Here is a 20,016-nt window from a genome sequence, read left to right as displayed (position 1 = left end):
ACCAAACCCCACAATCGCGGCCATATGACCGTAGAAGTGCGGTAGTGTTCCGACAATCTAACACACGGACGCCGTCCGTTTTGTTTTCCACTGGAGAATCCCAATGGCGCTTGAACGCTCCGACGTGGAAAAAATCGCTCATCTGGCCTGTCTGGGCCTCAATGATGCCGATCTTCCACACATCACTTCGGCCCTCAACAGCATTCTCGGGCTGGTCGACGAAATGCAGGCAGTCGATACCGACGGTATCGAACCGCTGGCCCACCCTCTGGAAGCCAGCCAGCGCCTGCGTGCGGACGTCGTGACCGAGACCAATCACCGCGAGGCCTACCAGTCCATCGCACCAGCGGTCGAAAACGGCCTGTACCTGGTTCCGAAAGTCATCGACTAAAGGGAAAGAGCCTGCAATGCATCAATTGACTCTGGCCGAGATCGCCCGCGGACTCGCCGATAAAAAGTTTTCCTCCGAAGAGCTGACCAAAGTCCTGCTGGCGCGCATCGCCCAGCTCGACCCGCAGCTCAACAGTTTCATCAGCCTCACCGAAGACCTGGCGCTCACGCAGGCGAAAGCCGCTGACGCACGCCGGGCCAACGGTGAGAGCGGCGCCCTGCTCGGCGCGCCGATCGCCCACAAGGACCTGTTCTGCACCCAGGGCATCCGCACCAGCTGTGGCTCGAAGATGCTCGACAACTTCAAGGCCCCCTATGACGCGACCGTTGTCGCCAAGCTGGCCGCTGCCGGGGCCGTGACCCTGGGCAAGACCAACATGGACGAATTCGCCATGGGTTCGGCCAACGAGTCGAGCTACTACGGCGCGGTGAAAAACCCGTGGAACCTGGAACACGTGCCCGGCGGTTCGTCCGGTGGCTCGGCCGCTGCGGTGGCCGCTCGTCTGTTGCCTGCCGCTACCGGTACCGACACCGGTGGCTCCATTCGTCAGCCCGCTGCGCTGACCAACCTGACGGGCCTGAAACCGACGTACGGTCGTGTTTCGCGCTGGGGCATGATCGCTTACGCCTCCAGCCTCGATCAGGGCGGTCCGTTGGCGCGCACGGCCGAAGACTGCGCAATATTGTTGCAAGGTATGGCCGGCTTCGATCCGAACGACTCCACCAGCATCGACGAGCCCGTGCCGGACTACAGCGCCAGCCTCAACGGTTCGCTGCAAGGCCTGCGCATCGGCGTGCCTAAAGAGTATTTCAGCGCCGGTCTCGACCCGCGCATCGCCGAGCTGATCCACAACAGCGTCAAGGAGCTGGAAAAGCTCGGTGCCGTGGTCAAGGAAATCAGCCTGCCGAACATGCAGCACGCGATCCCGGCGTACTACGTGATCGCCCCGGCGGAAGCCTCGTCCAACCTGTCGCGTTTCGACGGCGTGCGTTTCGGCTACCGCTGCGAAAACCCGGTCAACCTGATCGACCTGTACAAGCGCTCCCGTGGCGAAGGCTTCGGCCCGGAAGTGCAGCGCCGGATCATGGTCGGTGCCTATGCGCTGTCCGCCGGTTACTACGACGCCTACTACCTGAAGGCGCAGAAGATCCGTCGCCTGATCAAGAACGACTTCATGGCCGCCTTCAACGAGGTCGACATCATCCTCGGCCCAACCACGCCGAACCCGGCCTGGAAGCTCGGCGCCAAGAACAGCGACCCGGTCGCTGCCTACCTGGAAGACGTCTACACCATCACCGCCAACCTCGCCGGCCTGCCAGGCCTGTCGATGCCGGCCGGTTTTGTCGACGGCCTGCCGGTCGGCGTGCAGCTGCTCGCTCCGTATTTCCAGGAAGGTCGCCTGTTGAACGTTGCCCACCAGTATCAGTTACACACTGACTGGCACACCCGCACCCCAACCGGCTTCTGAGGAGACACACATGCAATGGGAAGTCGTGATCGGGCTGGAGATTCATACCCAGCTCACCACCCGGTCGAAAATCTTTTCCGGTAGTTCCACCACCTTCGGTTCCGAGCCGAACACCCAGGCCAGCCTGATCGACCTGGGCATGCCCGGCGTGTTGCCGGTGTTGAACCAGGAAGCGGTGCGCATGGCGGTGATGTTCGGTCTGGCGATTGACGCCGAGATCGGCCAGCACAACGTGTTCGCCCGTAAAAACTACTTCTACCCTGACCTGCCCAAGGGCTACCAGATCAGCCAGATGGAACTGCCGATCGTCGGCAAGGGCCACCTGGACATCGCCCTTGAGGACGGCACGGTCAAACGCGTCGGCATCACCCGCGCGCACCTGGAAGAAGACGCCGGCAAGAGCCTGCACGAAGAATTCAGCGGCGCCAGCGGCATCGACCTGAACCGTGCCGGCACTCCGCTGCTGGAAATCGTTTCCGAGCCGGACATGCGCAGCGCCAAGGAAGCCGTGGCCTACGTCAAGGCGATCCACGCGCTGGTGCGCTACCTGGGCATCTGCGACGGCAACATGGCCGAAGGCTCGCTGCGTTGCGACTGCAACGTGTCGATCCGTCCGAAAGGCCAGGTCGAGTTCGGTACGCGCTGCGAGATCAAGAACGTCAACTCGTTCCGTTTCATCGAGAAGGCGATCAACAGCGAGATCCAACGCCAGATCGAGCTGATCGAAGACGGCGGCAAGGTGATCCAGCAGACTCGGCTATACGACCCGAACAAGGACGAGACCCGTCCGATGCGCAGCAAAGAGGAAGCCAACGACTACCGTTACTTCCCCGATCCAGACCTGCTGCCAGTCGTGATCGAAAACACCTTCCTCGATGACGTGCGCGCCACCCTGCCGGAATTGCCACCGCAGAAACGCGAGCGTTTCCAGGAGCAGTTCGGCCTGTCGGTGTACGACGCCAGCGTGCTGGCCACCAGCCGCGAGCAGGCCGACTACTTCGAGAAGGTCGCGAGCATTGGCGGCGACGCCAAGCTGGCAGCGAACTGGGTAATGGTCGAGTTGGGCAGCCTGCTCAACAAGCAAGGCCTGGACATCGATCAGTCGCCGGTTTCCGCCGAGCAACTGGGCGGCATGTTGCAGCGCATCAAGGACAACACCATCTCCGGCAAGATCGCCAAGGTGGTATTCGAAGCCATGGCCAACGGCGAAGGCAGCGCGGACGAGATCATCGACAAGCGCGGCTTGAAGCAAGTGACCGACACCGGCGCCATTTCGGCGGTGCTGGACGAAATGCTCGCGGCCAACGCCGAGCAGGTCGAGCAATACCGCGCGGCAGACGAAGCCAAGCGCGGCAAGATGTTCGGCTTCTTCGTCGGCCAGGCCATGAAAGCCTCCAAAGGCAAGGCCAACCCGCAACAGGTCAACGAATTGCTGAAAAGCAAGCTCGAAGGCTGATCGGAATGGAGCGTAGGAGCGAGCTTGCTCGCGAAGGCGGTCCGGCACTCAACACAAAGTTGATTGTCAGAATGCCAATCGCGAGCAAGCTCGCTCCTACAATTGTTTCGGGAAACCCTTCTATGAAGCGTCTACTCGGCGCCTGCGCCCTCCTCTCGCTCCTGGCCGGTTGCGCCAGCAACGATGTTGTCGACCCCCACGGCTACGACAAAACCGGCGTTGCCTCTTACTACGGCGCCAAACACCAAGGCAAACGCACCGCCAGTGGCGAGCGCTTCAACAAGAATTCCCTGACCGCCGCCCATCGCCAGCTACCCTTCGGTACACGGGTGAAGGTCACCAACCTGAACAACGACAGATCCTGCGTGGTACGCATCAACGACCGTGGCCCGCATACCCGTGGCCGCCTGATCGACCTGTCCCATGAAGCCGCCGAGCGCCTGGGCATGCTCAAGAGCGGCACCGCGCGGGTTCGCGTGCAAGCCCTCGACTGACCGACGGAGCCCCGACCATTTTCGGACTAGCCGATTTACCCCTGATCAGCGTGATCGAATTGCTCAGCGGGCTGGTGCTGCTGATTGCCGGCGCCGAACTGATGGTGCGCGCTGCGGTGCGCCTGGCGGCACGCCTGCATGTACGCCCGCTGATCATCGGCCTGACCATCGTCGCCCTTGGCAGCAGCGCACCGCAGATGGCGGTCAGCCTGCAAGCCACCCTGGCACATAACGCCGACATTGCCGTCGGCAGCGTGATCGGCAGCAGCATCTTCAACATCCTCGTGACCCTCGGGCTCTCCGCCCTGATCATACCGTTGCGGGTTTCCCGGCAACTGGTGCGCCTGGACATCCCGCTGATGATCGGCGCCAGCCTGCTGGTGTTCTTCCTGGCGTGGAATGAAGAGCTGACCCGTACCGACGGCGTCATGCTGCTGGTGGCACTGCTGCTGTACCTGGCCTTGTTGCTGCGCCAGTCGCGACATTCGGTGCGCCCGGTGTCGACTCATGGCCATACAGGGGAAGCGCCATGGTTCACCAGCCTGCTGATGATCGTCGCCGGCCTGGCGATGCTGGTGTACGCCGGGCATCTGCTGCTGGGGGCGGCGGTCGCGGTCGCCACCGACCTGGGGTTGTCGGAGCGGATCATCGGCCTGACCATCGTCGCCGTCGGCACCTCACTCCCGGAGCTGGCCACTTCCCTGATCGCCGCCTTGCGCGGTGAACGGGAAATTGCCGTGGGCAACGTGATCGGCAGCAATCTGTTCAACCTCCTGGGCGTGCTTGGCTTGACGGCGCTGATCGCGCCGTCGCCCTTGTCGGTATCGCCTAATGCGCTGGAATTCGATCTGCCGGTGATGCTCGGCGTCGCGGCGTTGTGCCTGCCGGTATTCTATTCCGGTTACCGGGTGACCCGCGCCGAAGGCCTGCTGTTTCTGGGCCTGTACCTGGCCTACGGCCTGCACGTGGTGTCGTTCACCACCGGCATGCCGCTGGCTGGCAAGCTTGAACACCTGATGCTGTTTTTTGTCCTGCCGGCACTGTTGGCGTTCCTGTTGTTCACGTCACTGCGCGCCTGGCGTCGCCAACACCACAAGAGGGAATTGCCATGACCGAGAATAAAAAATCCGGCGTCGAAGTACGTCGCCAAGTGATGGGCGACAGCTTCGTCGACCGCGCACTGGGCAACGCCACCGAGTTCACCCAGCCGCTGCAGGACTTCGTCAACGAACATGCCTGGGGCGGGGTGTGGAATCGCGAAGGCCTGCCGTTGAAAACCCGCAGCCTGATCACCCTGGCCGCGTTGACTGCGCTGAAGTGCCCGCAGGAATTGAAAGGTCATGTGCGCGGCGCGCTGAACAACGGCTGCACCGTGGAGGAGATTCGCGAGGCACTGCTGCATTGTGCGGTGTACGCCGGCGTGCCGGCGGCCATCGATGCGTTTCGCGCGGCGCAGGAAGTGATCGAGCAATATCAGTAACCCCCCTACCTGTTAAAACTTCGTTCGAGGGGATGGTGATTGATTTCGCCGTCCCGTCGAATGCATTCGACCGCCAGAACTCCAAGCCTACTTATATAAGTCACTTTCCATTACATATATCCAGAAAAACAACACCCACAAAATAACTTCCAATAACGATGACACGAAGACAATATTTTTACCGTCGCAAAAAAATCCCGCGATAACAATCATAAAATAAATTGAAACAAGCGAGACTAGTCCAATGCGATCCACTCTTCGTGTCATTCTACCAAACATGTTAATAACCCTAGGCCTGGCAAGCTTCACGGCACAAGCCGAAACGCTGGTCGACAAATGCTCTCCCCCCAACGACTTCAGCGAAATACTGAACTGCTATAAAAATCAGGAAGCCTCCAAACCATTACTCTACGTAGCAAAAGGTACCCAGGTCTTTCCTGGCGTAGAGAAGCGCAGCTTTGATCTGTCATCTCAACAGTGGTCGCCTGAAGGACTGGTCAGCCCGGAACAATGGAAACATAGTGTCGACATTTATATCCCACACAATGCCCTTCATGGACAGGCACTACTGGTGGCGAACAACGGAACCAACATACCTGCCGGTAACAAGGCTAAATCTGAACCTACAGATTTCACTCAAGCCATGGCCCTGGAAGTTGCACGCCAAACCAATACAATCGTCATCTCGCTCAGCAACATCCCCAATCAATATCTCACTTACGCCGATGACGGAGTTCCCCGCACAGAAGACTCAAGCGTGGCCCATAGTTGGAAATTATTTCTCGAAAGTCCTGAAACGCGCCCCTACATGTCGGCTCATGTACCGATGATGGCGTCCCTGGTCAAGGCGATGGACCTTGCCCAGAAAGAACTGAAGCCATGGAACGTTGAACGATTTATTGCCAGTGGGGTGTCGAAACGCGCCTGGGCAGCCTGGCTGGCCGCTATTGCCGATGAGCGCGTCAACGCCGTCGTGCCATTTGTCATTGATGGACTCGGCACAGCCAAAGTGTTCGAACATACCTTTCAAACCTATGGCAAAAACTGGCCGCTGGCCTTCTATGACTATTACAGCGAAGGGGTGCTCCGTCTGCGCCACACCGAAAACTTCGAGAAACTGCTGAAAATCGTCGACCCCCTGGCTTATCTGGACAGTGCCTATGCCGAGCGATTGGCCATTGCGAAATACATCGTCAACGCCAGCAGTGACGACTTTTTCACCCCTGACAATTCGGATATCTATTTCGATCGACTGCCTGGGCCGAAGAGCCTGCGGGTTGCCCCCAATTCCAGCCACAACGGCATCCGGCAATTCGTTGAAAGCTCACTGATTCCTGTGGTCAACCGGTGGCAGCAAGATCGCCCGTTACCCTCCGTGACGACAAGCGCAACAACCCATGGAACGGGCAAAGCCGTTTCGCTGCACTTTACCGAGGCGCCGGTTCAGGTCACTCAATGGACGGCCGTGAACCCGATGGCGCGAGACTTCCGGGATGCTTGCGGAATTCGTTATCAGCCACGGCATGTCACCCCTTCCACCCCATTGCATGCACAGGTACAGATAGAAACACCCGAACAGGGCTGGACAGCAACATTTGTCGAGGCGACCTTCGCCGATGGTTTTGTCGTCACCACACCGGTACAGGTCCTGCCTGATCGCTACCCGACCGCAGCACCTCCAGAGACCGGGCCACTGTGCAAAACCCTGCCCGAGATGGCCAGCCGCTAGATCCACCCACCCCACTGCAACAAAAAGATCCCGATGTTGGTGGTCACCGCCGCCATCAGCGTGGTGATCACGATGATCGCCGCCGCCAGTTCATGATTGCCATTGGCAGCCCGGGCCATGACAAAACTGGCGGCGGCGGTCGGGCTGCCGAAGTACAGGAACAGAATGCCCAGCTCCGCACCACGAAAACCCCAGAGCCACGCGCCGAGCGTCGCCAGGATCGGCAGGCCGAGCATTTTCACCAGGCTAGAACTGAGCGCCATCGAGCCGCTTTTGCGCATGGCCGCCAGCGACAGCGTGCCGCCAATGCAGATCAACGCCAGCGGCAAGGTGGTTTGTGCCAGGTACTGGCCGGACGTCTCCAGCCAGCCCGGCAGGCTGATCTTGAAATAGGCAAAGGGCGCCGCCGTAATCACGCTGATGATCAGCGGATTGACCATCACGCTTTTGCAGATGCTCCACGGGTCGGACTTGATCACCGGGCTGTACACCGCCAGCACGATGGTCGACAGCGTGTTGTAGAACAGGATCACCAGCGCCGCCAGGATCGCCCCCAGGGAAATCCCGTAGTCGCCATACATGCTCGCGGCCAGTGCCAGGCCGATCACGCCGTTATTACCGCGAAACGCACCCTGGGTATAAATTCCCCGGTCTTCGCGCGGGCACCTGAAGATCGCCCAGCCCCAGGCAATGGCGAAGCACACCAAGGTGGCGAGGGAGAAGTAGATCAGCAGTGCCGGTTGCAACGCGGCATGCAAATCGGCATGCAGGATGCCCAGGAACAGCAGCGCCGGCATGGTGACGTTGAACACCAGGGACGAGGCGGTATGGATGAAGTTGTCGTTGATCCAGTCGATGCGCTTGAGCAACACCCCGAGAAACAGCATGGCGAACACCGGTGCGGTGATGTTCAGGGTTTCGAGGAAAATTGCCAGCATGCCGGTGGGAACCTAGATGGTGTCGTTAGTTGGCTAATGATAAGCCACCAGGGACGTTGGCGTCTGGGAGAACGCCTTCGCGAGCAAGCCCGCTCCCACATTTGATCGCATTCCTTCTGGCAGAACGCGGTCGAATGTGGGAGCGGGCTTGCTCGCGAAGCAGACAACGCGGTGTTACGTGATCGGCGCCGGGTTGAACAAGGTGATGTCGTTATGCAGCTTGTGCTTTTCAGCCCAGGTCTGCTGTTTGCCGCTGGCCACATCCAGGTAGTAGTGGAACAACTCCCAGCCAAGCTCCTCAATGGACGCGCGCCCGGTGGCAATGCGCCCGGCGTCGATGTCGATCAGGTCCGGCCAGCGCTGCGCCAGTTCCGTCCGGGTCGACACTTTCACCACCGGTGCCATGGCCAGTCCATAAGGCGTACCGCGCCCCGTGGTGAACACATGCAGGTTCATCCCCGCCGCCAGTTGCAACGTACCGCAGACAAAGTCACTGGCCGGGGTCGCGCAGAAAATCAGGCCTTTTTCCTTGAACCGCTCGCCAGGGCCGAGAACACCCGTGATAGCGCTGCTGCCGGACTTGACGATCGAGCCCAGGGACTTCTCGACGATGTTCGACAACCCGCCCTTCTTGTTACCCGGCGTGGTGTTGGCGCTGCGGTCCGCCTCACCCTTGGCCAGATAACGGTCGTACCAATCCATTTCCCGCACCAGTTCCTGCGCGACGTCCTCGGTTTTCGCGCGGGAGGTCAGCAGGTAGATCGCGTCGCGCACTTCGGTCACTTCGGAGAACATCACCGTCGCACCGGCACGCAGCAACAGGTCCGAGGCATAACCCAGGGCCGGGTTGGCGGTGATCCCGGAAAACGCATCACTGCCGCCACACTGCATGCCGAGGATCAGCTCCGACGCCGGCACGGTTTCCCGGCGGCGCTGGTCGAGTTTCTTCAGGCGGATTTCAGCCAGTTCCATGATCTGCTCGATCATCTCGGTAAAACCGTGGCTGGAATCCTGCAGGCGATACAGCCACGGCTCACTCAAGTCCACCGAGGCATCGTCCTCGTGCATCACCTGCCCGGCCTGCAATTTCTCGCAGCCCAGGCTGATCACCAGGGCTTCGCCACCCAGGTTCGGGTTGCGCGCCAGGTTGCGCACGGTGCGGATCGGGATGTACGCGTCGGTGGCGGTGATTGCCACACCGCAGCCGTAGCTGTGGGTCAGCGCCACCACCTCATCGACGTGCGGGTACTTGGGCAGCAGTTCGTCCTTGATGCGCTTGACCGCATGATCCAGCACACCCGTTACGCACTGCACCGTGGTGGTGATACCCAGGATGTTGCGCGTGCCGACCGTACCGTCGGCGTTGCGATAACCCTCGAACGTATAACCTTCCAGCGGTGCCTGCGCGGCCGGCACTTCGGTGGACAGCGGCAGGCTGTCCAGCGGCGGCGCGGTCGGCATGCGCAGTTGATCTTCCTTGACCCAACTGCCACGGGGAATCGGCCGCAGGGCGTAGCCGATGACCTGGCCGTAGCGAATCACCTGGCCACCCTCGGGAATGTCTTCAAGGGTGACCTTGTGGCTCTGTGGCACGAAGTCCACGGTGACCAGGCCATCCGGGAACTCGGTACCGACCGGTACACCCTGGTCATTGACCACGATCACCACGTTGTCCCGCTCGTGCAGGCGGATGTAACGCGGCGAGTCGGAATGTTCAATCAACTGCATGACGCCGCTCCTCAGGAATGCGCTTGAGACAATTTACCGGATGCTTCAGGACCGTTTACCGGCGGCTCCTTGAGCACCACTCGCTTGATCGGACCGACGATGACCAGATAGCTGAACACCGCGACCAGTGCGTTGCAACCGACAAACACCAACGCCCACTTGAACGAACCGGTGGAGCTGATGATGTAACCGATGACGATTGGCGTGGTGATCGAGGCCAGGTTACCGAAGGTGTTGAACAGGCCACCGCTCAAACCGGCGATCTGCTTCGGTGAAGTATCGGACACCACGGCCCAACCCAATGCACCCACGCCTTTGCCGAAGAACGCCAGGGCCATGAAGCCCACGACCATCCATTCAACGTCCACGTAGTTGCAGGCGACGATGCTGCTGGACACCAGCAGGCCGGCGATGATCGGCGCCTTGCGGGCGAAGGTCAGGGAATGGCCCTTGCGCAGCAGGTAGTCGGAAATCACCCCGCCGAGCACACCGCCGATGAAGCCGCAGATCGCCGGCAACGAGGCGATGAAACCAGCCTTGAGGATGGTCATGCCGCGCTCCTGCACCAGGTACACCGGGAACCAGGTCAGGAAAAAGTAAGTGATGCCGTTGATGCAGTATTGGCCCAGGTACACGCCGAGCATCATGCGGTTGGTCAGCAGTTGGCGGATGTAGTCCCACTTCGGGCCGTCAGTCTTCTTGCCTTTGCCCTTGTCCTGGTCCATGTCGACCATGCCGCCGTTGTCGGCGATGTGCTTGAACTCGGCGTCATTGATCATCGGGTGCTGGCGTGGGCTGTAGATCACTTTCAGCCAGATGCCCGAAAAGATGATGCCGATCACGCCCATGACGATGAACACGTGCTGCCAGCCGAAGCTGTAGACGATCCAGCCCATCAGTGGTGCGAACAACACGGTGGCGAAGTATTGCGCCGAGTTGAAGATTGCCGAAGCGGTGCCGCGTTCAGCCGTCGGGAACCAGGCCGCGACGATGCGTGCGTTGCCGGGGAAGGATGGCGCTTCGGCCAGGCCCACCAGGAAGCGCAGCATGAACAGCGCGACCACCGCCGTGGACATGCCGAACTCGCCGACATAGCCCTGCAACACGGTGAACAGCGACCAGGTGAAGATGCTCAAGGCATAGATTTTTTTCGAACCGAAACGGTCCAGCAGCCAGCCACCGGGAATTTGCCCGGCCACGTAGGCCCAACCGAATGCGGAGAAGATGTAGCCGAGGGTGACTGCGTCGATGCCGAGGTCTTTCTGCAGGCTGGAGCCGGCGATGGCGATGGTGGCGCGGTCGGCGTAGTTGATCGTGGTCACCAGAAACAGCATGAGCAGGATCAGATAGCGGACGTGAGTCGGCTTCTTGGTCGATTGCATGTAGATGTACTCCCACTGATTATTTTTATGCGGGGTGAATCTTTGGTTGCTCCCTGTAGGAGCTGACGAGTGAAACGAGGCTGCGATCTTTTGATCTTTAAAAGCAAAGATCGCAGCCTGCGGCAGCTCCTACAGGGGTATTGCGGTGTATCAGGAGCCGACGTAGGACGTTTTTACGACCGTGTAGAACTCTTGCGCATAGCGACCTTGCTCACGTGATCCATAGGATGAACCTTTACGACCACCGAACGGAACGTGGTAATCCACGCCGGCGGTCGGCAGGTTGACCATCACCATCCCGGCCTGGGAGTGGCGCTTGAAGTGGTTGGCGTATTTCAACGAAGTCGTGGCGATGCCCGCGGACAAGCCGAATTCGGTGTTGTTGGCCATGGCCAGTGCGGCTTCGTAATCGGCCACGCGAACGATGTTGGCCACCGGGCCGAAGATCTCTTCGCGGCTGATGCGCATCGACGCTTCACTGTCGGCAAACAGCGTTGGCGCGAGGAAGTAGCCCTCGGTGTCGCAGGTCACCAGACCACCGCCGCTGACCAGGCGCGCACCTTCGGACTGGCCGATGTCGATGTACTTCATGTCCTGTTCCAGCTGCGCTTGCGACACCACTGGACCGATGTCGGTGCCGGCTTTCAACGCGTGGCCGACCTTGATCGACTTCATGCGCTCGGCCATGGCTTCGACGAACTGGTCGTGGATCCCGGCGGTGACGATAAAGCGGCTCGATGCCGTGCAACGCTGGCCGGTGGAGTAGAACGCGCTCTGCACCGACAGCTCGACCGCTTGCTTGAGGTCGGCGTCGTCGAGAATGATCTGCGGGTTCTTGCCGCCCATTTCCAGCTGTACTTTGGCCTGGCGCGACACGCAGCTGACGGCGATCTGCCGACCGACGCCCACGGAACCGGTGAAGCTGATGCCATCGACTTTAGGGCTGTGCACCAGTGCATCGCCAACCACACGACCGCTGCCCATCACCAGGTTGAACACACCGGCCGGGAAGCCCGCACGGGAGATGATTTCAGCCAGGGCCCAGGCACAACCCGGCACCAGGTCGGCAGGCTTGAGTACCACGCAGTTACCATAGGCCAGGGCCGGGGCGATTTTCCACGCCGGGATGGCAATCGGGAAGTTCCACGGGGTGATCAGACCGACCACGCCGAGGGCTTCGCGGGTGACTTCCACGTTGACGCCAGGACGCACTGACGGCAGGTAGTCGCCGGACAGGCGCAGGCATTCACCGGCGAAGAACTTGAAAATGTTACCGGCGCGGGTCACTTCGCCGATGGCTTCGGGCAGGGTCTTGCCCTCTTCCCGGGCCAGCAGGGTGCCGAGCTCTTCGCGACGGGCGAGGATTTCAGTGCCGACTTTATCCAGCGAGTCGTGACGCGCCTGGATACCGGACGTGGACCATGCCGGGAACGCGGCACGGGCAGCGTCGATGGCGGCGTTGACCTGGGCCAGGTCAGCCTTGGCGTAATCGCCGATGGCATCGGTCAGTTCGGACGGGTTGATGTTGGCCGAGTAATCGCCACCGGCAACCCATTCGCCATTGATGTAGTTATCGAAACGCTTTGCATCTGCCACTTTAAGATCTCCTCACGCAAAAGGCCGCTGATCGCTCAGCGGCCTTACTAAATCGGATGTATTACTGCGCACCCTGCTTGTCGATCAGCGCGGCGAGCATTTCGTACTCTTCGCCGGTCAGGTCGGTCAGCGGCGCACGCACAGGACCTGCGTCGTAACCGGCAATTTTTGCCCCGGCCTTGACAATGCTCACTGCGTAACCGGCCTTGCGGTTACGGATGTCCAGGTACGGCAGGAAGAAGTCATCGATGATCTTGCCGACGGTGGCGTGATCTTCGCGAGCGATCGCGTGGTAGAAATCCATCGCGGTTTTCGGGATGAAGTTGAACACCGCCGAGGAGTAGACCGGCACGCCCAGCGCCTTGTAGGCCGCAGCATAGACTTCGGCGGTCGGCAGGCCACCCAGGTAGCTGAAGCGATCACCGAGGCGGCGACGGATCGACACCATCAACTCGATATCACCCAGGCCATCCTTGTAGCCGATCAGGTTCGGGCAGCGCTCGGCCAGACGTTCCAGCAGGGGCGCGTTCAGGCGGCAGACGTTACGGTTGTAGACCACCACGCCGATGTTGACCGACTTGCACACGGCCTCAACGTGGGCGGCGACGCCGTCCTGGCTCGCTTCGGTCAGGTAGTGCGGCAGCAGCAACAGGCCTTTGGCGCCAAGACGCTCGGCTTCCTGTGCGTACTCGATAGCCTGGCGGGTCGAACCGCCGACGCCGGCGAGGATTGGCACGCTGGTGGCGCAGGTGTCGACGGCAGTCTTGATGATTTCCGAATATTCGCTGGCCGCCAGGGAGAAGAACTCACCGGTGCCGCCTGCGGCGAACAGAGCCGAGGCGCCGTATGGGGCCAGCCATTCCAGACGCTTGATATAGCCAGCGCGGTTGAAATCGCCCTGGGCATTGAAATCGGTGACCGGGAAAGACAGCAGACCGGAAGAGAGGATGGACTTCAGTTCTTGTGGATTCATTATTCGAACACCCTGGGTAGCGACGTTTGTGTGTGAGAAAACCGTTCAGCCTGCGCCGAAGTTGTAGGTCATCGTACAACTTAAAAAATAACCGTCAACTGCATTTCATCGCCGGGGGTGAAAATTGTTCGACAAAAGTCTCCCAAGACTACTGATATGGGCTTTTCAGCAAAATGGACGAGAAATGAGGGATGCTACTATCCGGCGTTTTTGGAGATAGGTTGTCGGAGGAGATGTTTGTGGGCTTGCTGAAAGGTGTGTGAAATGGCCGCTGGCTATTTCGCGAGCAAGCCCGCTCCCACATTGGATTGTCTGCGAGCACAAATCTTGTGAGCATCCGAAATCAATTGTGGGAGCGGGCTTGCTCGCGAAGGCTATCTGCCAGGCAATAAATAATTACGCCAGGAAATTTTAACCCCGCTGCGCCTCAGCCTCTTCATGGGCATGACGCAGCCGCTCGCGGCTGTTGGTCAGGTGCAGGCGCATGGCGGCGCGCGCCGCGTCGGAGTCCTGGCGGGCGATGGCGTCGTAGATCTCTTCGTGCTCGCGGCTCAGGCGATTCATGTAGTGCTGCTGATCGTCATGGGCCAGGCGCGCGGAGTTCAGGCGGGTACGCGGAATGATGCTGGTACCCAGGTGGGTCATGATGTCGGTGAAGTAGCGGTTGCCGGTTGCCAGGGCAATCTGCAGGTGGAACTGGAAGTCCGAAGCCACGGCATCGCTGGCGTGGGAAACACTTTCGTTCAGCGCATCCAGTGCCGCGCGCATCAGCGCCAACTGCTCGGGGCTGCGGCGTTGCGCGGCGAGGCCGGCGGATTCCACTTCAAGGCTGATGCGCAGTTCCAGAATCGCCAGCACGTCACGCAGGGTGACCACAGTCGCCGGGTCGATGCGAAAACCGCTCGGGCTCGGGGTGTCGAGCACGAAGGTGCCGATGCCGTGACGGGTTTCCACCTGCCCGGCCGCCTGCAAACGGGAAATCGCTTCACGCACCACGGTGCGGCTGACGCCATGGGCATCCATGATCGCCGACTCGGTGGGCAACTTGTCGCCACGCTTGAGGTGACCGTCGCGGATCTGCTCGGACAGCACCGTCACCAGTTCCTGAGCGAGGCTGCGGCGCTTGCGAGGGAGGCGTGGTGCGGCGTTCGGGTTTTCCATGGTGAACATCTGTCTCGAAAAATTCGGCTGCTGAAACCGCATCATAGCGCAACGCGGTTGTACGATCACCCATCAGGCGGTCACGGTCTGGTCCACCAAATGCCCGTTCTCGATACGAACGTGCCGTGGGTGGAAACGCTTGAGGCTGCTGCGATGGCCGACGCTGACGATACTCAGGCCCGGCAACTCATCGATCAGTGCCTGGTACAGCGACGCCTCGTCTTCTTCATCCATCGCCGAAGTCGCTTCGTCCATGTACAGCCATTGCGGTGCATAAAGCAGTGCACGGGCGAAGGCCAGGCGTTGCTGCTCGCCCGGCGACAGCATGCGTTGCCAGTGATTGGCTTCGTCGAGTCGCGCCACCAGATGCGGCAAACGGCACGTTTCCAGAACGTGCACGTAGCGCTCGTTGGGGTAGGTATCGCCGGCCTGTGGATAACTCAGCGCTTCGCGCAGCGTGCCAATCGGCAAGTAAGGCTTTTGCGGCAGGAACAGATAGCGCGCCGCCGGCAGCCGGATACTGCCATGCCCCGCTGGCCACAGGTGCCCCATCGCCCGCAGCAAGGTCGACTTGCCGCTGCCGGAACGGCCGCTGAGCATGACGCGCTCGCCCTCCTCCACAGTCATGTCGGCACTGGTCAACAGGTGGCGACCGTCGGCCAGGTCGAGGCCGAGGTTGTGCACCTTCAAGGCCGAGCCCGCGTTCTGCACGTCAATGGCTGGCGCCCGTTGCTCGTTGTCGGTCATGGCCTGACGGAAGCTGAGCAGACGATCGCAGGTGGCGCGCCATGAGGCGAGGCTCTGGTACGCGGTGATGAACCAGCTGAAGCTGTCCTGGACATTGCCAAACGCCGAGCTGATCTGCATCAGCTCACCCAGTTCGATCTTGCCGGAGAGATAACGCGGCGCGGCCACCATGAACGGGAAGATGATGGCGGCCTGCTCGTAGCCGGAAGTGAAGAAGGTCAGGCGCTTGGACACCTTCATGATGTCCCAGAAGTTGTGCCAGACCATCGAGAAACGCTGGGTCAGGCGGCGGTTCTCATTGGGCTCGCCGTTGTACAGCGCAATGCTTTCGGCATTCTCGCGAATCCGCACCATGGAGAAACGCAGGTCGGCTTCGAAGCGTTGTTGCCGGTTGTTCAGGCCGATCAGGCGGCGACCGATCAAATGCGTCAGCCAGCTACCCACCACGGCGTAGACCAGTACGCACCAGAACATGTAGCCGGGAATGGTCACCCCGAATACCTCGATGCTCCCTGACACACCCCAGAGGATGATCGAGAACGACACCAGGCTGACGACATTGCGCAACAGCCCAACGCCCAGGCTCAAGGTGTCGGAGGTGAAATTGTTGAGGTCTTCGGAAATGCGCTGGTCCGGGTTATCGGTGTAGCCGCCCTGCTCCAGCTGGTAGTAATTCTTGTTGCCCAGCCAGCGGGCGAAATGCTTTTCGGTGAGCCAGGCCCGCCAGCGAATCGTCAGCATCTGCGTCAGGTAGAGCCGGTACACCGCACCGACGATCGCCACCGCCGCAATCGCGCAGAAATACAGGATCAGCCGCCAGAACGCTTCCTCGTCCTTTTGCTGCAGGGCGTTGTAGAAATCCTTGTACCAGGTGTTGAACCACACCGAGATGCCCACGCTCATCAGCGACAACGCAATCACGGCGATCAGCAATGTCCAGGCCTTGACCTTTTCTTCGCTCTGCCAGTAAGGCGTGATCATCGCCCAGACTTTTCGAAAAAACTGCCCGCGCACAGCATCATTGACCGCGGAATATTCAGCGTTCTGATTCATGGATAAGGCTCGATAAGAAAAAATACATGCACGAACCGATCATAGATGATCGGTTCGGTTTGTCGCGAGGAGCGGCCCGCATTCGTTCAGCGTTGGTTCAGCGTCGAACGGGACGCTTCTGCAGTTTGCGCTGCAGCGTGCGGCGGTGCATGCCCAGGGCGCGGGCGGTGGCGGAGATGTTGCCTTCGTGCTCGGTCAACACGCGCTGGATGTGTTCCCACTGCAGGCGGTCCACGGACATCGGGTTTTCCGGCACCAGGCTGTCGAGGTCGGCGTGTTCGGACAGCAGCGCCGCCAGCACGTCGTCGGCGTCGGCCGGCTTGCACAGGTAGTTGCAGGCGCCGCGCTTGATCGCCTCAACGGCCGTGGCGATGCTCGAATAACCGGTGAGGATCACCACGCGCATTTCCGGGTCCATTTCCAGCAACTTGGGCAGCAGCACCAGGCCCGAGTCGCCATCCATTTTCAGGTCCAGCGCGGCATAGTCCGGCAGATCGGCCTGGGCGATGGTCAGCCCTTCTTCGGCGGAACCGGCGGTGCTGACGCGAAAGCCACGGCGGGCCATGGCGCGGGCCATCACCCGGGTAAAGGTCGCGTCGTCGTCGACCAGCAGCAAATGCGGCAGTTCTTCGCCTTCAACTTGGATTTCGTCACTCATGTTCGTCTCCTCGGGCGCCATGGGGCAGGCGCAGCTCGGTGAGCGTGCCGCCTTCCTCATGACTGTAGAGTTTCACTGAGCCGCCGGCGCGTGTCACGCTGGCCTTGCTCAAAAACAGGCCCAGGCCGAAACCTTTGCCCTTGGTGGTAAAAAATGGCTTGCCGATCTGCTCGGCGATGGCCAGCGGCACGCCCGCACCGTGGTCGCGGATGCTGATGGTCAAGTCTTCGGCATTCCAGTCCAGGGTCACTTGCAGCCCTTCGGGACAGGCATCCGCCGCGTTGTTGAGTAAATTGAGCAACGCCTGGGTCAGGTCCGGCGGTGGTGCCATGCGCGGCACCGAGCCCTGGCCCAGGCGCTGGAAGCGATAACTGGCTTCCGGACGCATCAGGTGCCAACGATTGAGCGCTTCGTCGAGCCAGTCGGTGACGTCCTGCATCTGCACGGCCAGCCGGCGATTGGCCTCCGCCGCCCGAACCAGCTGCTGCAAGGTCTCTTTGCACAATTTGACCTGATCCTGCAGCACTTTCAGGTCATCCTGCAGCATCGGGTCAGGATGATCCTGTTGCATCTCCTTGAGCAACACGCTCATGGTCGCCAGCGGCGTGCCCAATTCATGGGCAGCGCCCGCCGCCTGGGTGGCGACGGCCAACAGCTGCTGGTCGCGCAGGCCTTCTTCCCGGCGAATGGCCCGCAGCTCTTCCTGGCGACGCAGCTCTTCGGCCATGCGCGCGGCAAAGAACGTGATCACTGCCGCCGCCAGCGCGAAGCTCAACCACATCCCGTACACCTGCAGGTTTTCCCGGGCAATCGGGAAGGTTTGCAGCGGGTAGAAGCGCGCCAGCAGCAAGGTGTACATGGTCAGGGCGATGCCCGACAGAATCACCGAATATCGCCATGGCAAGGTCACTGCCGCGATGGTCAGCGGCACCAGGTAATAAGAAACGAACGGGTTGGTCGAGCCGCCCGAGAAATACAGCAGCGCACTGTGGATAAACAGGTCGCAGGCCAGTTGCACCGCGTATTCGAGCTCGGTGACCGGCCAGGTGGTGCGCAGCCGAATGGCCGTGAACGCACACAGCAACATCGAGCAGCCGAGGGTCGCGGCCAATTGGAACCAGGGCAGTGGCAGCAGCTCGAACCAGTAGGCCAGGCCCACGGAACCGGCTTGAGCGGCCAATACCAGGGTGCGGATGAACGTCAGCCGCCAGAGATTCTGGCGTGTGGCGGAAGTGATTTGAACGGGGGCGAGCATGAGCTCTCCTGATGAGCGCTCCAGGCGGATCGACGGGAGTATAACCAAGCGCGGGGGCTGGCAGGCGAAAGTGCGGCAAACGGCCACACTCCCACATTCAAACGCATACCCCTGCAGGAGCGTGGCTTGCCCGCGATTGGCTGCGAAGCAGCCACCTGCAATCGTCTGTATAAAAGTTGTAAGTGCGCGAACCGGATCATCAAAGCTAGAGTCTGATGGTTTCACGCAGGCCCGCACATCAACCTGCGCACCCACCCAGGAGCCTTCATGCACACATTCCGCCGCAGCGCCGCCCTCCTCGCCCTGAGTGCTGGCACCCTCGCCGCCCTCCCGGCCATGGCCGCCGACGAGCTTCACTACAACCAGATTTCCCTGCGCGCCGAAGTCAGCCAGGAAGTGGCTCGCGACCTGATGATCGTGACCCTCTACACCGAAGATCAGAACACCGACCCGGCCAAACTCGCCGCGGACGTCAGCACCACCATGAACAAGGCCCTGGCCCAGGCCAAGCAAGTGAAGGACATCACCCTGCGCCAGGGCAGCCGCAACAGCTACCCGATCTACGACGCCAAGGGCCAGAAAATCACCGGCTGGCGCGAGCGTGCCGAACTGCGTCTGGAAAGCCCGGACTTCGCGGCCCTGTCCAAGCTGACCGGCGAACTGCTCGGCGACCTGAAAATGGGCGGCATGGATTTCGCCATCGCCCCCCCCACCCGCAAGGCCAGCGAAGATGCCTTGCTGAAGGAGGCCGTGACGGCCTTCAAGGCCCGCGCCCAACTCGCCACTGACGCCCTGGGCGGCAAGGGATACAAAATCGTCAACCTGAACTTCAACAGCAATGGCTACCCGCAACCGTACATGCGCGCACCGATGATGATGAAAGCAGCCAGCATGGACGCCGCTCCGGTGACCCCGGAAGTGGAAGCCGGCACCAGCCAGGTCAGCATGACGGCCGATGGCTCGATTGAAGTGCTGATGCCTTGATTCGATAACTGAATACAAAAAAACGGCGATCACTCAGGTGACCGCCGTTTTTTTTCGAATTCACCCTGTAGGAGCTGCCGCAGGCTGCGATCTTTTGATCTTGTTCTATGCTCTCAAAGACATTTCAGCGGCGACCGAAAAGATCGCAGCCTGCGGCAACTCCTACGGAGATGTCGTACAAATTGGAATGAAAAGTTGCACCTTGTACAACTCGCAACCTGCGACCAGTACCAGTGCAACGATAACCACTCCCATTCACCCCCGCACACCCCTCAAGGACTGGGTATAAATAGGTAACACCCCGCCCCACCCACGGGCAGCCCAAGGCTTTAACGCACCATAAAGGTGCGCCAATTGCACTACAAAAACACCGCGCAAACGTTCAAATGCGCCAGGTTTTATACTAATGCGACATTAAGGTACGTTCGTGCCACTGTTTAATGCCTGTAGTCGCTCTGGATCTTGCATTGGGTATGGCCCCTGCATAAGTATCCGCAGGCACGACTCACGAGGTCGTCCTCAA

17 protein-coding genes are annotated in these 20,016 nt (G+C 60.5%); 8 read left to right on the top strand and 9 right to left on the bottom strand.

The features are described from left to right. The first annotated feature begins 103 nt into the window (after positions 1-103). From gatC to DKB71_RS04580, 7 genes are all read left to right on the top strand, one after another. Positions 104-391, top strand: a complete 288-nt coding sequence (gatC, locus tag DKB71_RS04610; protein ID WP_003221657.1) for an Asp-tRNA(Asn)/Glu-tRNA(Gln) amidotransferase subunit GatC — start codon at positions 104-106, stop codon at positions 389-391. Positions 392-407: 16 nt separating this feature from the next. After that, on the top strand, positions 408-1,859 hold the full coding sequence (gene gatA / locus DKB71_RS04605) for an Asp-tRNA(Asn)/Glu-tRNA(Gln) amidotransferase subunit GatA (protein ID WP_408599730.1): 1,452 nt from the start codon (positions 408-410) through the stop codon (positions 1,857-1,859). 10 nt (positions 1,860-1,869) lie between these two features. Continuing rightward, positions 1,870-3,315: an Asp-tRNA(Asn)/Glu-tRNA(Gln) amidotransferase subunit GatB gene (gene gatB / locus DKB71_RS04600; RefSeq protein WP_274074023.1), complete on the top strand. Its 1,446-nt coding sequence runs from the start codon at positions 1,870-1,872 to the stop codon at positions 3,313-3,315. Between the two features lie 122 nt (positions 3,316-3,437). Further along, positions 3,438-3,809: a septal ring lytic transglycosylase RlpA family protein gene (locus DKB71_RS04595; RefSeq protein WP_274074024.1), complete on the top strand. Its 372-nt coding sequence runs from the start codon at positions 3,438-3,440 to the stop codon at positions 3,807-3,809. Between the two features lie 50 nt (positions 3,810-3,859). Further along, entirely contained in the window at positions 3,860-4,921 is a 1,062-nt protein-coding gene (locus DKB71_RS04590; protein WP_323626029.1) for a calcium/sodium antiporter, read from the top strand. After that, a complete protein-coding gene (locus DKB71_RS04585; protein ID WP_274074026.1) occupies positions 4,918-5,289 on the top strand; it encodes a carboxymuconolactone decarboxylase family protein in 372 nt (123 codons plus the stop codon). Before DKB71_RS04590 ends, DKB71_RS04585 begins: the two co-directional genes overlap by 4 nt. A 244-nt stretch (positions 5,290-5,533) precedes the next feature. Beyond that, entirely contained in the window at positions 5,534-7,018 is a 1,485-nt protein-coding gene (locus tag DKB71_RS04580) for a PhoPQ-activated pathogenicity-related family protein (RefSeq protein WP_408599729.1), read from the top strand. On the opposite strand, the gene DKB71_RS04575 is transcribed toward DKB71_RS04580, so the two are convergent. The 9 genes from DKB71_RS04575 to DKB71_RS04535 form a co-directional block, all read right to left on the bottom strand. Further along, on the bottom strand, positions 7,015-7,956 hold the full coding sequence (locus DKB71_RS04575) for an AEC family transporter (protein WP_274074028.1): 942 nt from the start codon (positions 7,954-7,956) through the stop codon (positions 7,015-7,017). The two genes, DKB71_RS04580 and DKB71_RS04575, sit on opposite strands and share 4 nt — an antisense overlap. A 174-nt stretch (positions 7,957-8,130) precedes the next feature. After that, complete coding sequence (gene garD / locus DKB71_RS04570) at positions 8,131-9,684, bottom strand: galactarate dehydratase (RefSeq protein ID WP_408599728.1); 1,554 nt, start codon at positions 9,682-9,684, stop codon at positions 8,131-8,133. 11 nt (positions 9,685-9,695) lie between these two features. Next, on the bottom strand, positions 9,696-11,066 hold the full coding sequence (locus DKB71_RS04565) for an MFS transporter (RefSeq protein WP_274074030.1): 1,371 nt from the start codon (positions 11,064-11,066) through the stop codon (positions 9,696-9,698). Positions 11,067-11,216: 150 nt separating this feature from the next. After that, positions 11,217-12,662: an aldehyde dehydrogenase family protein gene (locus DKB71_RS04560; RefSeq protein WP_408599727.1), complete on the bottom strand. Its 1,446-nt coding sequence runs from the start codon at positions 12,660-12,662 to the stop codon at positions 11,217-11,219. Positions 12,663-12,723: 61 nt separating this feature from the next. Further along, on the bottom strand, positions 12,724-13,635 hold the full coding sequence (kdgD, locus tag DKB71_RS04555) for a 5-dehydro-4-deoxyglucarate dehydratase (protein WP_020796617.1): 912 nt from the start codon (positions 13,633-13,635) through the stop codon (positions 12,724-12,726). Between the two features lie 411 nt (positions 13,636-14,046). Next, complete coding sequence (locus DKB71_RS04550; RefSeq protein ID WP_274074032.1) at positions 14,047-14,796, bottom strand: FadR/GntR family transcriptional regulator; 750 nt, start codon at positions 14,794-14,796, stop codon at positions 14,047-14,049. A 72-nt stretch (positions 14,797-14,868) separates the two neighbouring features. Next, positions 14,869-16,596, bottom strand: a complete 1,728-nt coding sequence (locus DKB71_RS04545; protein WP_323626033.1) for an ABC transporter ATP-binding protein/permease — start codon at positions 16,594-16,596, stop codon at positions 14,869-14,871. Between the two features lie 97 nt (positions 16,597-16,693). After that, the gene (locus DKB71_RS04540) at positions 16,694-17,254 is read right to left on the bottom strand and encodes a response regulator transcription factor (RefSeq protein WP_008057484.1); all 561 of its coding nucleotides are present in this window, start codon (positions 17,252-17,254) and stop codon (positions 16,694-16,696) included. Further along, positions 17,247-18,509, bottom strand: coding sequence for an ATP-binding protein (locus DKB71_RS04535; RefSeq protein ID WP_274074034.1), 1,263 nt, complete (start codon positions 18,507-18,509; stop codon positions 17,247-17,249). Before DKB71_RS04535 ends, DKB71_RS04540 begins: the two co-directional genes overlap by 8 nt. A gap of 267 nt (positions 18,510-18,776) precedes the next feature. On the opposite strand from DKB71_RS04535, the gene DKB71_RS04530 reads away from it, so the two are divergent. Beyond that, on the top strand, positions 18,777-19,493 hold the full coding sequence (locus DKB71_RS04530; protein WP_408599726.1) for an SIMPL domain-containing protein: 717 nt from the start codon (positions 18,777-18,779) through the stop codon (positions 19,491-19,493). Positions 19,494-20,016 lie beyond the last annotated feature (523 nt).

It is taken from the genome of Pseudomonas sp. PLMAX, from assembly GCF_046042685.1.
In the GTDB taxonomy this organism is placed as follows: Bacteria; Pseudomonadota; Gammaproteobacteria; order Pseudomonadales; family Pseudomonadaceae; genus Aquipseudomonas; species Aquipseudomonas putida_AE.
This window is presented reverse-complemented; position numbering and strand designations above follow the sequence as displayed.

Bases quoted from the DNA above. Each gene is read 5' to 3' on its own strand.
- gatC (WP_003221657.1), top strand. From the start codon at position 104: ATGGCGCTTGAACGCTCCGACGTGGAAAAAATCGCTCATCTGGCCTGT.
- gatA (WP_408599730.1), top strand. From the start codon at position 408: ATGCATCAATTGACTCTGGCCGAGATCGCCCGCGGACTCGCCGATAAA.
- gatB (WP_274074023.1), top strand. From the start codon at position 1,870: ATGCAATGGGAAGTCGTGATCGGGCTGGAGATTCATACCCAGCTCACC.
- DKB71_RS04595 (WP_274074024.1), top strand. From the start codon at position 3,438: ATGAAGCGTCTACTCGGCGCCTGCGCCCTCCTCTCGCTCCTGGCCGGT.
- DKB71_RS04585 (WP_274074026.1), top strand. From the start codon at position 4,918: ATGACCGAGAATAAAAAATCCGGCGTCGAAGTACGTCGCCAAGTGATG.
- DKB71_RS04580 (WP_408599729.1), top strand. From the start codon at position 5,534: ATGCGATCCACTCTTCGTGTCATTCTACCAAACATGTTAATAACCCTA.
- DKB71_RS04575 (WP_274074028.1), bottom strand. From the start codon at position 7,956: ATGCTGGCAATTTTCCTCGAAACCCTGAACATCACCGCACCGGTGTTC.
- garD (WP_408599728.1), bottom strand. From the start codon at position 9,684: ATGCAGTTGATTGAACATTCCGACTCGCCGCGTTACATCCGCCTGCAC.
- DKB71_RS04565 (WP_274074030.1), bottom strand. From the start codon at position 11,066: ATGCAATCGACCAAGAAGCCGACTCACGTCCGCTATCTGATCCTGCTC.
- kdgD (WP_020796617.1), bottom strand. From the start codon at position 13,635: ATGAATCCACAAGAACTGAAGTCCATCCTCTCTTCCGGTCTGCTGTCT.
- DKB71_RS04550 (WP_274074032.1), bottom strand. From the start codon at position 14,796: ATGGAAAACCCGAACGCCGCACCACGCCTCCCTCGCAAGCGCCGCAGC.
- DKB71_RS04545 (WP_323626033.1), bottom strand. From the start codon at position 16,596: ATGAATCAGAACGCTGAATATTCCGCGGTCAATGATGCTGTGCGCGGG.
- DKB71_RS04540 (WP_008057484.1), bottom strand. From the start codon at position 17,254: ATGAGTGACGAAATCCAAGTTGAAGGCGAAGAACTGCCGCATTTGCTG.
- DKB71_RS04535 (WP_274074034.1), bottom strand. From the start codon at position 18,509: ATGCTCGCCCCCGTTCAAATCACTTCCGCCACACGCCAGAATCTCTGG.
- DKB71_RS04530 (WP_408599726.1), top strand. From the start codon at position 18,777: ATGCACACATTCCGCCGCAGCGCCGCCCTCCTCGCCCTGAGTGCTGGC.